We start from the raw sequence: 13956 nt of genomic DNA on the forward strand, positions 1-13956 counted from the left end.
CGCCAGGGCCCGCACTTCCTCCGCCACCACCGCGAATCCCCGTCCCTGCTCACCGGCCCGGGCCGCCTCGATGGCGGCGTTAAGCGCCAGCAGGTTGGTCTGCTCGGCGATACCGGCGATGCTGTCGAGGATAGGGGTGATCTGCTGCACCGCCTCGCGCATCTGCGCCACCTGGCCGCTGGTGCCCTCTACTTCCTCCTGCAGCGCCGCCACCGCCGCCGAGGCCTGCTGGACCAGGGCCCGGGATGAGCGCGCCTGACGGTTGACCTCGCGGATAAAGCCGGCGCTGTCCCGGGCGCTGCCGGCCACCTCGTCGGCGCTGGCGCTCATCTGGTTGACGGCGGCCACCACCTGCTCCGTTTCCCGGGCGTGGGCATCGAGCACCTCGCCGCTGCGCCGGGCCCCTTCACCCAGTTGCTGCAGGGCCTGGCGGATATCGCCGCTGGCCTCGCCCAGGCGGGCGACCATCTGCTGCAGATAGGCCATGAAACGGTTGACCGAGTCGCCGATGTCGTCGATCTCGTCCCCCCGGCCCAGGGCCAGGCGACGGCTCAAGTCCGCCTCCCCGGCGGACAGCCGGTCGATGCCGGCCTTGAGCATCATCAGGCGGTTCATCAGCCGATGTAACGCCAGCGCCGCCACCAGCAGCAGCAACAGCAGGGCCGGGAGTTGCAGGCCCAGCAGCAACCGCACCATGGCCTGGCTCTGCTGTTGCAGCCCGGTCGAGGGCAGGCTGGCCGCCATCAACCAGGGCGTGCCGGAAATGGGCTCGAGCAGCAGGGTCAGGGCCTCGCCCCCGGCGCCCTGGTATGCCAGCCGCATCGGCTCCGCCCGGTCCAGATCCAGCGCCGCCAGCCGGCGGGCGATATCGGCACGCTCGGCCTGCTCGGCCACCGTGCTCAGCACCACCTCTCCCGCCATGGCGGAGGTGTTGCTCACCAGGGTTCCGTCCCGCTCCAGGATCAGCACCTGGCCGCCGATGCGCGCCTCGCTGCGGCGCACCAGTTCGTTGAAAAAGCCCAGGGTCACGTCCAGGGTGGCGACCCCGTAGAGGGCACCGTCCCGGTAGATGCCCATGGCGCAGTTGGTGCGCGGTTCGGCGCTGGCCCCGTCCCGATAGGCCTTGGCCCAGGCGCACTGCCCCCGGGGCGCCTCGCGCCCGTTCCGGTACCAGGGCTGCCGGTAGTAGGCAGGGGCTTCGGCGGAGTTCCAGTAGCGGTTGACCACCAGCTGCCCTCCCTCGGCGCGATGATAGAAGCTGCTGTGCCTGTCCCGATCCGGCGTTCTCGCCCGGGGCAGGGGCCAGATGCCGCCGCCGAACACCTTGGGCTCGCCGTACTGATCGAGCAGGCTAGGCAACTGGGCATCGATCTGCTCGCTGGCAAGCCCGGGCACCAGTTGGGTGATGGCCCGCTGCTGGGCCTGCACCTGGGCCAGTTCCCGCTGTATCTCCTCTCCTATCAGCACCAGCTCGTGGCGGACCAGCTCGCTTTCCATGGCCATCAGCCTGGGGGCGAGCAGCCAGCGCAGCCCGGCGATGGTCAGCAGCAATACCCCGGCCATAAACAGCAGGAGCAGCAGGTTGTAACGGGTTTTAAGCCTGAGTGGCATCACGGCCTCCTTGTCGTTTGACTAAAAAAATGCCGGGCATCCGCCCGGCCAAAGATCGCCTTCCCCCACCGGCATGGGTGGAACCCACACCCAAACGATCGCATTCGAGCATAAAAATACATTCGTGACCGTAAAAGACAAGTAAAAACTGGCAGCCCTTTATCGGGGCTCAAGCCCGGGAGCGACGACAAATAGCCGATAAGCGTCACCTGATGGCCAAAACAAGGCCTCAAAAGAGAATCATCCGCACTGTCAGCAGTACGCAATAAGTGATAGCCATGTGTCACAACGAAGGCGAAAGGTCAAAAATAAGTGATCAAGAACACAAATTTGCTAACACAATGTTTTCGAATACGAACAAATAACCCAGAATTCGAGTGGCAGGATGACTGTACACACACAATGGAGTAGGAAAATGTCTATCAAACGACCAAACACCCTGTTCGGAGAATGCCTTGCGGAGTTTATCGGCACCGGATTGCTGATCTTCTTTGGTGCCGGCTGTGTTGCCGCCCTGGTGGTGGCCAATGCCAGCTTCGGACTCTGGGAAATCAGCATCAGCTGGGGGGTGGGCGTGGCCATCGCCATCTATGTGGCGGGCGGCGTGTCCGGTGCTCATATCAACCCGGCGGTCACCCTGGCCCTGACCCTGTTCCGGGGCTTCGACAAACGCAAGGTGCTGCCTTATATAGGCGCGCAACTGGCGGGCGCCTTCTCGGCCGCCGCCCTGGTCTACAGCCTCTACCAGCCGCTGTTTATCGAGTGGGAGCAGGCGGCGGGCGTGCTCAGGGGCAGCCAGGAGAGCCTGGCCCTGGCCGGCATTTTCTCGACCTATCCCCACAGCCTGTTGTCCAATGGACATGCCTTTATGGTGGAGCTGGTGATCACCGCCGTGCTGATGATGGCGATACTGGCCCTGGTGGACGATCGCAACGGCGGTCCCAAGGGCATGGCCGCGGCCCTGCTGATCGGCCTGCTGATCGCGGTGATCGGCGCCGCCACCGGCCCGCTCACCGGCTTTGCCATGAACCCGGCGCGGGACTTCGGCCCCAAGCTGTTCGCCTGGCTGGCCGGCTGGGGTGACCTGGCCCTCACCGGCGGGCGGGACAACCCCTATTTCTGGGTGCCCATCCTGGGCCCGGTGGTGGGTGCCTGCCTGGGTGCCTGGCTGTACGATAACGCCATCGCCCGCTTCCTGCCGGCGGCCAGGGCCGAAGCCGACGCCGGCGACACCGCCGAACAAAACACCGCCCAGGAGCGCAAGGCCACGGCCTGAGCCAGAACTTGATACGGATTCGACAAGGAGAACCACAGATGTCCCAAGCAAAGCAGTATGTCGTCGCCCTGGATCAGGGTACCACCTCGTCCCGCGCCATCATCTTCGACGAGAATGCCGCCATCCAGGGCGTGGCCCAGCGGGAGTTCGGCCAGATCTATCCCCAGGCGGGCTGGGTCGAGCATGATCCCATGGAGATCTGGGCCAGCCAGCGCTCCACCCTGACCGAGGTACTGGCCAAGACCGGCATCAGCCCGGATCAGATTGCCGCCATCGGCATCACCAACCAGCGGGAAACCACGGTGGTGTGGGAAAAGAGCACCGGCAAGCCGGTCTACAACGCCATCGTCTGGCAGTGCCGCCGCACCGCCGACATCTGCGAGCAGCTGAAAGCGCGCGGCCTGACCGACTATATCCGCGACAACACCGGCCTGGTGCTCGACGCCTATTTCTCCGGCACCAAGCTCAAGTGGATACTGGACAACGTCGAAGGCGCCCGGGAGAAGGCCAACAACGGCGAGCTGCTGTTCGGCACCGTGGACACCTGGCTTATCTGGAAACTGACCGACGGCCGGGTGCACGTCACCGACTACACCAACGCCTCGCGCACCATGCTGTTCAATATCAACAGCCTGGAATGGGATCAGAAACTGCTGGATGAAATGGGCATCCCCGAGTCGATGCTGCCCGAGGTGCGCCCCTCCAGCGAGGTGTACGGCAAGACCAATATCGGCGGCAAGGGCGGCACCCGCATTCCCATCGCCGGTATCGCCGGCGACCAGCAGGCGGCCCTGTTCGGCCAGCTGTGCTTCACCAAGGGCATGGCCAAGAACACCTACGGCACCGGCTGCTTCCTGCTGATGAACACCGGCGAGCAAAAGGTCAGCTCCAGCCACGGCCTGCTCACCACCCTGGCGGTGGGCGCCAAGGGCGAGGTCAACTACGCGCTGGAAGGCTCGGTGTTCATGGGCGGCGCCACCATCCAGTGGCTGCGGGACGAACTGGGCCTTATTCGCGAGGCGGACGACACCGGTTACTTCGCCGAAAAGGTGAAGGACAGCAACGGCGTCTACCTGGTGCCGGCCTTCGTCGGCCTGGGCGCCCCCTACTGGGACCCTTATGCCCGCGGCACCCTGGTGGGCCTGACCCGGGGCGTGAACCGCAACCATATCATCCGGGCGGCGCTGGAGGCGGTGGCCTACCAGAGCCGGGACGTGCTGGAGGCCATGCAGGAAGATTCCGGCCTCAAGCTGGCCGCGCTCAAGGTGGACGGCGGCGCCGTGGCCAACGACTTCCTGATGCAGTTCCAGTCGGATATCACCAACGCCAGGGTGGTGCGCCCCCGGCAGACCGAAACCACCGCCATGGGCGCGGCCTTCCTCGCCGGCCTGGCGGTGGGAGTCTGGCAGAGCACCGACGAGCTGGCCGACAAGTTCGCGGTCGACAAGGAGTTCAAGCCGCAGATGGACAAGGACACCCGCGCCACCCTATACCGGGGCTGGCAGAAGGCGGTGGCCCGCTCCCTGGACTGGGTCGAGCACTGAGCGAAAGCGAAAATACCAAGGGCGCCGCAAGGCGCCCTTTCCCTTTAATCGGTTCGCTCAGTGGGCGATATGGCAGGCGACCTGGTGCTCTTCCATGATCTTCTGCAGCGAGGCCGGCGGTGGGGCATCGGTAAAGAGGGCGGTGATCTGGCTGATATGGCCCAGGTTGACCATGGCGTTGCGGCCGAACTTGCTGTGATCGGCGGCCAGGAATACCTGCCGGCTGTTGTTGATGATGGCCTGGGCGATGCGCACCTCGTGGTAGTCGAATTCGAGCAGGGAGCCGTCGCCGTCGATGCCGGAAATGCCGATGATGCCGTAGTCGGTACGAAACTGCTGCACGAAGTCGCGGGTCGCCTCGCCGACGATGCCGCCGTCCCGGTTGCGCACCTCGCCGCCGGCGATGATCACGGTAAAGTCTTCCTTCTGGCTGAGGATGCTGGCCACGTGGATGTTGTTGGTGATCACCCGGAGTTCCTGGTGGTCGAGCAGCGCCCTGGCCACCGCCTCGGTGGTGGTGCCGATGTCGATGAACAGGGAGGCGCCGTCCGGGATCTCGGCGGCGATGGCCCGCCCGATACTCTCCTTCTCCCTGGCGTACATCACCTTGCGGGAGTCGTAGGCGGCGTTGACCGTGCTCGACATCAGCGAGGCGCCGCCATGGTGGCGGCGGATGCGGTTGTGCTCGGCCAGGTCGTTCAGATCCCGGCGGATGGTCTGCGGGCTCACGTCAAACTGGGCAACCAGATCCTCGGTGCTGGCAAAGCCTTTCTGCTTGAGCAATTCCAGGATCTGTTGATGACGCAGGGTTTGTTTCACGCGGTAACTCCCTGTAATGGATAAGACTTCTATCGCCCGATTGTACTCGTTCAATGCCCAAATGCACAGCCGGCGCGGGAGCGACGCGGCCGACGCGAAAGGACACAAGAAGACGGGTGGCGCGGGCGGCCCATCCGGAGATGTCGGCGGAACCTTTGGGTCAGCAACACAGAACCATCACCATACGAACATTTCAGCCCGGCAAAAATGCGCACATTAGTTAAAAAAAATACAAAATGAACCAAAATGTTGCTTGATGTTTGTTTCATGGTTGGTTATTTTCTTTTACGAAGATTATAATCCAACTATGGTGACTGACTATGACCCCCACCCCCAAGGCACAGGGACGCCACGCTCCGGTGTTGGCTTCCCTGAAGGAGAAGAGAAGCATGACGGCTGAGCACACCATTCATGATCTGATGGTTATCGGTGGCGGCGTCAACGGCACCGGCATCGCCATGGACGCCGCCGGCCGGGGACTGAGCGTGGTGCTGTGCGAGATGAACGATCTGGCCTCGGCCACCTCCTCCAACAGCAGCAAGCTGATCCACGGCGGCCTGCGCTACCTGGAACACTACGAGTTCCGGCTGGTGAAGGAAGCCCTGGCCGAGCGGGAATCCCTGTTGCGCAACGCCCCCCACATCATGTGGCCGCTGCGCTTCCGCCTGCCCCACCGCCCGCACCTGCGCCCGGCCTGGATGATCCGCATCGGCCTCTTCCTCTACGATCACCTGGCCAAGCGGGAATTGCTGCCCGGCTCCAACGGCATCCGTTTTGGCGAAAACAGCCCGCTGGTGAGCGACATCGCCAAGGGCTTCGAGTATTCCGATGGCTGGGTCGACGACGCCCGCCTGGTGGTGCTTTGCGCCATGGCCGCCCGCCAGAGCGGCGCCGACATCAAAGCCCGCACCCGCTGCGTGCGTGCCGAGCGGCAGGACGGCCTCTGGCTGGTGACCCTGCAGGAGGTCGACACCGGCCGGCAGCAGCGCTACCGCTGCCGCGCCCTGGTGAACGCGGCCGGCCCCTGGGCCAGCAAATTGTTCGACGAGGCCATGACCCTCGAGGCACCCAAGCAGATCCGCCTGGTCAAGGGCAGCCATATCATAGTGCCGAAACTGCACGACGAGCCCGAGGCCTATATCCTGCAGAACGAAGACAACCGCATCGTGTTCGTGATCCCCTACGAGGACAACTTCTCCCTGATCGGCACCACGGACGTGGATTACCAGGGCAACCCGTCCGAGGCGCGCATCAGCGATGAAGAGGTGGAGTACCTGTGTGCCGTGGTCAATGCCCACTTCAAGCGCAAGATAAACGCGGCGGACGTGGTATGGACCTATTCGGGGGTACGACCGCTGATGGACGACGAGCACGGCCAGGCGCAGAAGGCCTCCCGGGACTATGCCTTCGAGGTCGATGCCCCCAAAGGCGAGGCGCCGCTGCTGTCGGTGTTCGGCGGCAAGATCACCACCTACCGCAAGCTGGCGGAGGCCGCCACCAGCGCCATCTGTCGTTTTTTCCCCCAGGCCAGGGAGCCCTGGACCAAAACGGCAGTGCTGCCCGGCGGCAACTTCGAGGATCACGACAGCCTGGCCGCGGCCTTACGGCGGCAGTTCCCCTGGTTGCCCGAGGCCATGATCAGGCGGTTTGTGCGCACCTACGGCAACCTCTGCCACCATTTCCTGGACGGCTGCCAGGACCTCGCGGATCTGGGCGAATCCTTCGGTGCCACCCTCACCCGGAAGGAAGTGGATTACCTGGTGGAGTACGAATGGGCCAGGACAGTGGAAGACATCATCTGGCGCCGCAGCAAGCTGGGCCTGTATCTGACGGAAGCGGAGCAGGCACGGCTGCACCAGTACCTGCAAAGCAGGCAGGGAGCGGTACAGAGCCGGCTGGCCGGCTGAGGCCAGCCGCTCAACGGCGCCCGCCCTCAAGCAGGCGCCGGGCCTCTTCCGCCGGCAGCGGCCGGTAATAGTAGTAGCCCTGCACCGTCAGGGCGCCGAAACCGGCCAGCAGGGCCAGTTGGTCCTCCTGCTCCACCCCTTCCACCACCAGGCTCAGCGACAACTGCCGGGCCAGGCCGACGATGGTCTCCAACAGGATATAGGCCCGTTCGTTCTGGCTCGCCTCCACCATGAAGCTACGATCGATTTTCAGCTCGTCCAGGGGAAACTGGTGCAGGCAGGAAAGCGCCGAATAACCGGTGCCGAAGTCGTCGAGGGAAATGCGAAAACCCAGCTGCCGCAACCGCCCCAGCATGGCCACGCAGGATTCCTTGTGTTCCATCATGGTGGTTTCGGTCACTTCCAGCTTCAGTTGCCGGGGCTGGATGCCGGCGCGCGTCACGCAGGCCTGCAGCCAGTCGGCGAAATCGGGCTGGCTGAACTGCTGGGCGCCGAGGTTGACCGACACCACCGGCAGCGCCGGGCAGCCTTGCTGCCACTCGGCCACCTGCTCGCAGACACGCGCTATCACCCAACGATCCAGCCGCACCGACAGGCCGCTCTGCTCCGCCACCGGAATGAACTCCGCCGGCGACAAGGTGCCCAGGGTAGGATGGCACCAGCGCAACAGCGCCTCCAGGCCACAGAGCTGGTCGCTGCCCAGGCAGATCTGCGGCTGGTAGTGCAGGCTCAGCCCCTCGCCCTCCCCTGTGTTCAGCACATGGTTGAGGCTGTGCTCTATCACCAGCTCCCGGTGATGCAGCTCGTGCTGGCGCTGGTCGACGAACTGGAAGCGGTTGCGCCCGTGCCGCTTGGCCATGGCATGGGCGTACTCCGCCGCCTGCAGCAGGCTCTCCTTGTCCTTGGCGTCGCGCGGAAACACGGCGATACCGATGCTCGGCTGCAGGCTGACGATATTCTGATCCGCCAGCACGATAGGCTGCGCCAGCAGGCCCAGCAGCTTGTCGGCCAGTTGCGCCATGGTGGCATCCTCCGCCTTGCTGTGGCGCAGCACCGCGAACATGTCCCCCTGCAGCCGCACCAGGGTGTCCGCCTCGTCGATGGCCGCCTGCAGGGTACGGGCCTGCTGGCGCAGCACATCGTCGCCCCAGGTCAGCCCCAGTTGTTCGTTGACCGGCTTGAGCCGGCCGATATCGAGCACCATGAGCCCGACCCGGATCTTGTTGCGCTGGGCTTCGGCCAGGGCCTGATCCAGCCGGCTGGTGAGCAGTTGCCGGTTGCCCAGCTGGGTCAGGGGATCCTTGAAGGTGAAGAGGGTACGTTCGCTCTGGGTGGTTTTGAAGGAACTCAAATCATGGCCGATGGCCACCCTGTGGGTGATCCGGCCCCGATCGTCGGTCAGGGTGTTGATGCTGAGCCATTGCAGGTAGACCTCGCCGCACTTGCGGCGATTCCAGATCTGGCCGCTCCAGTTGCCGGTCAGCAGCAGTTGCTGCCACATATGCCGGTAAAAATCGGGATCGTGCCGGGCGGACTGCACCAGCCGCGGAGTCTGGCCGATGGCCTCCTCGGCACTGTAGCCGGTGATCCGGGTAAAGGCGGTGTTGACCCGCTCTATCACGCCCTCGGCATCCGTGACCATGATGGACTCCATCGCATGGTCGAACACATGCTGCAACAGCTGGCTCTTGAAATGGATCCTGTGCTCCAGGAGATGAAGTTCGCCGGCCACAGCCGGCCGTTCTTTCACGTAATTGTTTGTATTCTGCACGGCTCGGGTATCCTTACCTGATGCGCTATGTTTTTGATTATTCTGCCACAATAATCAAATGTGAACGGAAAGTAAAATCCTGTTTCGCACCCATTTTCAAGCCTGCTTTCACGCTCGTCCCCATGGCTTGCGCCGGCTCGGGAAGGCGGTTGCGAGCCAGCCGGGAGGTACGGCCGGCGTGTCGGCGGCGTCGACCTTTGGCCCGGCCCATGCCAGTAAAAACGGAAGGCCTTGCCATAAACCCGAAAGGGGCGCCGCGGCGCCCCTTGTTCATACTCGGTGTTCGGGATCAGTGGTCGTGGGCGGCTCCGGCCCCTTTCGGGAAGCGGATGCTCTCCACCAGCTCCTGCACCTCTTTCGGGGTCTCGGTGGTCAGCTTGGCCACCACCAGCGATACCGCCAGGTTCACCAGCATGCCCAGGGTACCGATGCCCTCGGGGGAGATGCCGAACCACCAGTTTTCGGGGACGCTGGCCGCCGGGTTGATGAACTTGAAGTAGATGATGTAGGCGGCGGTGAAGGTGATGCCGCACAGCATGCCGGCGATGGCGCCTTCCTTGTTCATCTTCTTGTAGAAGATGCCGAGCACGATGGCCGGGAAGAAGGAGGCCGCCGCCAGGCCGAAGGCGAAGGCCACCACCTGGGCCACGAAGCCGGGCGGATTGATGCCGAGGTAACCGGCGCCGATCACCGCCACCGCCGCCGCCAGCCGCGCCGCCAGCAGTTCCTGCTTGTCGGTCATGTCGGGCTTGAAGCCTTTCTTCAGCAGGTCGTGGGCGATGGAGGTGGAGATCACCAGCAGCAGGCCGGCCGCGGTAGACAGCGCCGCCGCCAGGCCACCGGCCGCCAGCAGGGCCACCACCCAGTTCGGCAGGCGGCCGATCTCCGGGCTGGCCAGCACGATGATGTCCGGGCTGATGGTCATTTCGTTGCGCTCGTCGCCGGCATAGAACATGCGGCCGTCGCCGTTCTTGTCTTCCCAGGCCACCAGGCCGGTCTTCTCCCAGTTACCGACCCAGCCCGGGGCCTGCTCGGCGACCACGCCTTGACCGTCGGCGCCGTTCAGGCCCTCAATCATGTTGGCGCGGGCGAAGGCGGCCACGGCGGGGGCGGTGGTGTACAGGAAGGAGATGAACAGCAGCGCCCAGCCGGCGGAGATGCGGGCATCGCGCACCTTGGGCACGGTGAAGAAGCGGATGATCACGTGGGGCAGGCCGGCGGTGCCCACCATCAGCGCGGCGGTGATGAAGAACACATCGATGCCGGACTTGGTGCCCGAGGTGTACTCGGTAAAGCCCAGCTCCTGGGACAGGCCGTCCAGCTTGTCGAGCAGGTAGACGCCGTCGGTGGTCTGGCCGATAAAGCCCAGTTGCGGCACCGGGGTGCCGGTGACCAGCAGCGACACGAAGATGGCCGGCACCAGGAAGGCGAAGATCAGCACGCAGTACTGGGCCACCTGGGTGTAGGTGATGCCCTTCATGCCGCCCATGACCGCGTAGAAGAACACGATGGCCATGCCGATGACAACACCCAGGTTGATGTCCACCTCGAGGAAGCGGGAGAACACCACGCCCACGCCGCGCATCTGCCCGGCCACATAGGTGAAGGACACGAAGATGGCGCAGAACACCGCCACCATGCGTGCGGTCTGGGAGTAGTAGCGATCGCCGATGAAGTCCGGCACCGTGAACTTGCCGAACTTGCGCAGGTAGGGCGCCAGGCACAGCGCCAGCAGCACATAGCCGCCGGTCCAGCCCATCAGGTAGACGCCGCCGTCGTAGCCGGCGAAGGAGATGATGCCGGCCATGGAGATGAAGGAGGCCGCCGACATCCAGTCCGCCGCCGTGGCCATGCCGTTGGCGATGGGGTGCACGCCGCCACCGGCCACGTAAAACTCGCCGGTGGTGGCGGCCCGGGCCCAGATGGCGATGCCGATATAGAGGGCGAAACTCAGGCCCACCAGAATAAATGTCCAGGTTTGGATATCCATGTCCTGCCCCTTACGCTTCGTCAACGTTGTATTTTTTGTCGAGCACGTTCATTCGCCATACGTAGACGAAGATCAGCACCACGAACACATAAATGGAGCCTTGCTGGGAAAACCAGAATCCCAGTTTGGCGCCGCCGATGGTGAAGGCATTGAGCAGATCCACCAGCACAATGCCGAACAGGAAGGACACCGCAAACCAGATGGCCAGCAAGATGGCCATCAGCCGCAGGTTTTCACTCCAGTAGGCTTTTGCTTTTTCCTGATTTTCGAACGCCATTCCCTTTCTCCTTGAATAGCCGAAGTCGGTTCGAGGATAACAGTAGCGCGTTAACGGGGTGTTGAAACTTAGACTTTGGTATTAACCATAATTTAACAAAAGTGAAACAATCCAACCGGGCATGTCACCCGGCCGGAGGAAGATTCAGAGGTAGGTCAAGGTAAGATAGACCACCAGCGGGATAGTGACCACCGACATGGCGTTGCCGAGCAGCACTATGCTGGCCATCTTGTCGGGCTGGCAGCGGTATTGCTCGCACAGCAGGTAGTTGAGCACCGCCGGCGGCAGCATCACCGACAGCGCCAGCAGGCGCAGCCAGTCGTTGCCGAGCGGCAACAGCCAGGCCACCAGGGCGAAACTGGCCGCCCCCGCCAGCAGATAGGCGAGATTGACCCTGAACGCCATGCCCAGATCACCGACCTCCCCGCCCGACAGCCGCACCCCCAGGGCGAACAGCATCAGCGGCACCGCTATCTGGCCCAGCAGATCGGCGCTGGTGTAGACAAACTCCGGCAGCATGGCCCGGTGATCCGCCAGCAGCACCCCCAGCATCGCCGCCCACACGTTGGGGTTTTTCAACCATTGCCAGCGGCCCGCGTCCTTCGACAGGATAAAGAGCCCCAGGGAAAAGTGCAGCAGGTTGGACAACACGAACAGGATGATGATGGCGCCCAGTTGATCGGCGCCATAGGCCAGCATCATCAGCGGAATGCCGATGTTGCCCGCGTTGCGGAACATGCCGGCTACGACTAAAGTACGTCGCTCCAGGCCGCGAAAGCGGAACAGGGCGAGCAGCAGGCCGGGCAAAACGATGGTGAGCACGCCGGCCAGGATCAGCGGCCAGCTTTCGGTCACCGACACCGGGTTCTGGATCAGCGCCGAAAACACCAGCGCCGGGCAGAACACCACCACGTTGGCGAGGTTGACGAAGCCCATGTCCGCGTGGCGCTGGCGGCGGCCGAAGGCAAAACCGACGGCCACCACGGCGAACACCGGTACCACGATATTGAGCAGGGTAAGAAACATAAGAAAGGACGGGGCCAAAAGACGCCAGTATGGCACCTCGGCCCCGCCCTGTCCAGATGCCGGTCTGCACGCTTACGGCCTCTGTCTTCCGGCTCAGGTCAGCCGTAGCGGCTGAAGGCCAGGCCCTGATCGTCGATTTCCGGCTTGTTGCCGCTGATCAGGTCGGCGATCAGCTTGCCGGAGCCCGGCCCCATGGTCCAGCCCAGGGTACCGTGGCCGGTGTTGAGCCACAGGTTCTTGTAGCGGGTGCCGCCGATGATGGGGGTGCCATCCGGAGTCATCGGGCGGAAGCCGGTCCAGAACGCTGCCTCGTCGACCTTGCCGCCTTCCGGGAACAGGCTTTTCACCGAGTGGGCGATGGTCTCGCGGCGGGCGCCGGGCAGGTCGCCGTTGAAGTCGGCCAGCTCGGCGGTGCCGGCGGCACGGATGCGGTTGTCGAAACGGGTGATGGCCACCTTGTAGGTTTCGTCCATCACCGTCGACTGGGGCGCGTCCGCGTCGTTCTTCACTTCGATGGTCAGGGAGTAGCCCTTTACCGGGTAGATCGGCAGGCGAATGCCGAGCGGGTTGAGCAGGAAGGGCGAATAGCTGCCCATGCACACCAGCACCTGATCGGCGGTTTCCAGGCCGTTGGCGGTCTGTACCCCGCGGATCCGGTCGCCGTCGCTCACCAGCGCCTTGATCTCGGTGTTGAACTTGAAGGTCACGCCCTTTTCCTGACACTTCTTGACCAGCGCCTTGGTGAACAGGTTGCAGTCGCCGGTCTGGTCGTCGGGGAAGTGCAGGCCGCCCACCAGCTTGTCCTTGACCCGGGCCAGGGCCGGCTCGCGGGCGATACACTCGTCCACGTTGAGCATGGCGTGGGCCACCTTGAACTCCTGCAGCACCTTGATGTCCTTGGCGGCGTCATCCACCTGCTTCTGGGTGCGGAACACCTGCAGCAGGCCCTTCTTGCGGCCTTCGAACGGCAGTTGCAGCTCCTCCTGCAGGGCGTTGATGCACTGACGGCTGTACTCGGACACCCGCACCATGCGGGACTTGTTTACACCGTAGGATTTTTCGTTGCAGTTGGCCAGCATTGACAGCATAAACTGCCACTGCGCCGGATTGAGGCTGGGGCGCACCTTGAGGGGGGCGTGGGACTGGAACATCCACTTGATGGCCTTCTGGGGAATGCCGGGACCGGCCCAGGGGGAGGACATGCCGAACGACAGCTGGCCGGCATTGGCGAAGCTGGTTTCCTCGGCCGCATCGGGCTGGCGATCGACCACCACCACCTCGTGGCCCAACTGGGACAGATACCAGGCGCTGGTCACACCGACAACACCACTACCCAACACTAATACTTTCATAACACTCCCCTATCAAGATGCGTTCACGGCGCCAATATCATCTAAAAAAACAATAAAATCCAGAGCAAAAAAAAGCCCGCCCCCGATCGGGGACGGACTGTGAACGGCCAGTAAATACAGGGGCTACATCTTCATCTGAGCGAAGATTTTAAAGTAACATAAAACTTCAATAAAAAATAAAAAGTCGGAACAAAAAACCAAGACGAATTTAAATGTGACAAATATCGCAAAATCGTAAAATCCGGCTGCCGGCCGTCAAACCGGGCCGGAACACAACCGCGCCAGGGCCTCCCCCAGGGCAGCCAGCCGATCCGGCGCCGGCCGTTGTTCCCGGCCAAGCGCCAGCCCCAGTTCCCGCGCCAGTGCCGCCACCTCCCCGGCCC

General features: G+C 63.5%; 10 protein-coding genes. 3 read left to right on the top strand and 7 right to left on the bottom strand.

What is annotated here, in order from left to right; translation table 11 throughout:
• The coding region (locus CGX12_RS16740) for a methyl-accepting chemotaxis protein (RefSeq protein WP_094040988.1) at nt 1-1611 on the bottom strand (1611 nt) is incomplete at its 3' end.
• 415 nt (nt 1612-2026) lie between these two features.
• On the opposite strand from CGX12_RS16740, the gene CGX12_RS16745 reads away from it, so the two are divergent.
• Both CGX12_RS16745 and glpK read left to right on the top strand, forming a co-directional pair.
• Entirely contained in the window at nt 2027-2887 is an 861-nt protein-coding gene (locus CGX12_RS16745) for an MIP/aquaporin family protein (RefSeq protein ID WP_094040989.1), read from the top strand.
• Between the two features lie 38 nt (nt 2888-2925).
• Entirely contained in the window at nt 2926-4431 is a 1506-nt protein-coding gene (gene glpK, locus CGX12_RS16750) for a glycerol kinase GlpK (RefSeq protein WP_094040990.1), read from the top strand.
• Nucleotides 4432-4488: 57 nt separating this feature from the next.
• On the opposite strand, the gene CGX12_RS16755 is transcribed toward glpK, so the two are convergent.
• Nucleotides 4489-5250: a DeoR/GlpR family transcriptional regulator gene (locus tag CGX12_RS16755; protein WP_094040991.1), complete on the bottom strand. Its 762-nt coding sequence runs from the start codon at nt 5248-5250 to the stop codon at nt 4489-4491.
• 389 nt (nt 5251-5639) lie between these two features.
• On the opposite strand from CGX12_RS16755, the gene glpD reads away from it, so the two are divergent.
• Nucleotides 5640-7157, top strand: a complete 1518-nt coding sequence (gene glpD, locus CGX12_RS16760) for a glycerol-3-phosphate dehydrogenase (protein ID WP_094040992.1) — start codon at nt 5640-5642, stop codon at nt 7155-7157.
• A gap of 10 nt (nt 7158-7167) precedes the next feature.
• Here glpD and CGX12_RS16765 read toward each other — a convergent pair whose 3' ends face one another.
• The 5 genes from CGX12_RS16765 to CGX12_RS16785 all read right to left on the bottom strand — a co-directional run bounded on the left by CGX12_RS16765 (nt 7168) and on the right by CGX12_RS16785 (nt 13573).
• The gene (locus CGX12_RS16765) at nt 7168-8928 is read right to left on the bottom strand and encodes a putative bifunctional diguanylate cyclase/phosphodiesterase (RefSeq protein ID WP_254918330.1); all 1761 of its coding nucleotides are present in this window, start codon (nt 8926-8928) and stop codon (nt 7168-7170) included.
• Nucleotides 8929-9217: 289 nt separating this feature from the next.
• Nucleotides 9218-10918 (bottom strand): sodium:solute symporter family protein, encoded by a 1701-nt coding sequence (locus CGX12_RS16770; protein ID WP_094040993.1) that lies wholly within the window; start codon nt 10916-10918, stop codon nt 9218-9220.
• 10 nt (nt 10919-10928) lie between these two features.
• Nucleotides 10929-11195 (bottom strand): DUF4212 domain-containing protein, encoded by a 267-nt coding sequence (locus tag CGX12_RS16775; protein ID WP_094040994.1) that lies wholly within the window; start codon nt 11193-11195, stop codon nt 10929-10931.
• Between the two features lie 144 nt (nt 11196-11339).
• A complete protein-coding gene (locus CGX12_RS16780) occupies nt 11340-12221 on the bottom strand; it encodes an AEC family transporter (protein WP_094040995.1) in 882 nt (293 codons plus the stop codon).
• Nucleotides 12222-12319: 98 nt separating this feature from the next.
• The gene (locus CGX12_RS16785; protein WP_094040996.1) at nt 12320-13573 is read right to left on the bottom strand and encodes a D-amino acid dehydrogenase; all 1254 of its coding nucleotides are present in this window, start codon (nt 13571-13573) and stop codon (nt 12320-12322) included.
• Between the last annotated feature and the right edge of the window lie 383 nt (nt 13574-13956).

This window comes from Zobellella denitrificans (genome assembly GCF_002237365.1).
Classification (GTDB): Bacteria; Pseudomonadota; Gammaproteobacteria; order Enterobacterales; family Aeromonadaceae; genus Oceanimonas; species Oceanimonas denitrificans.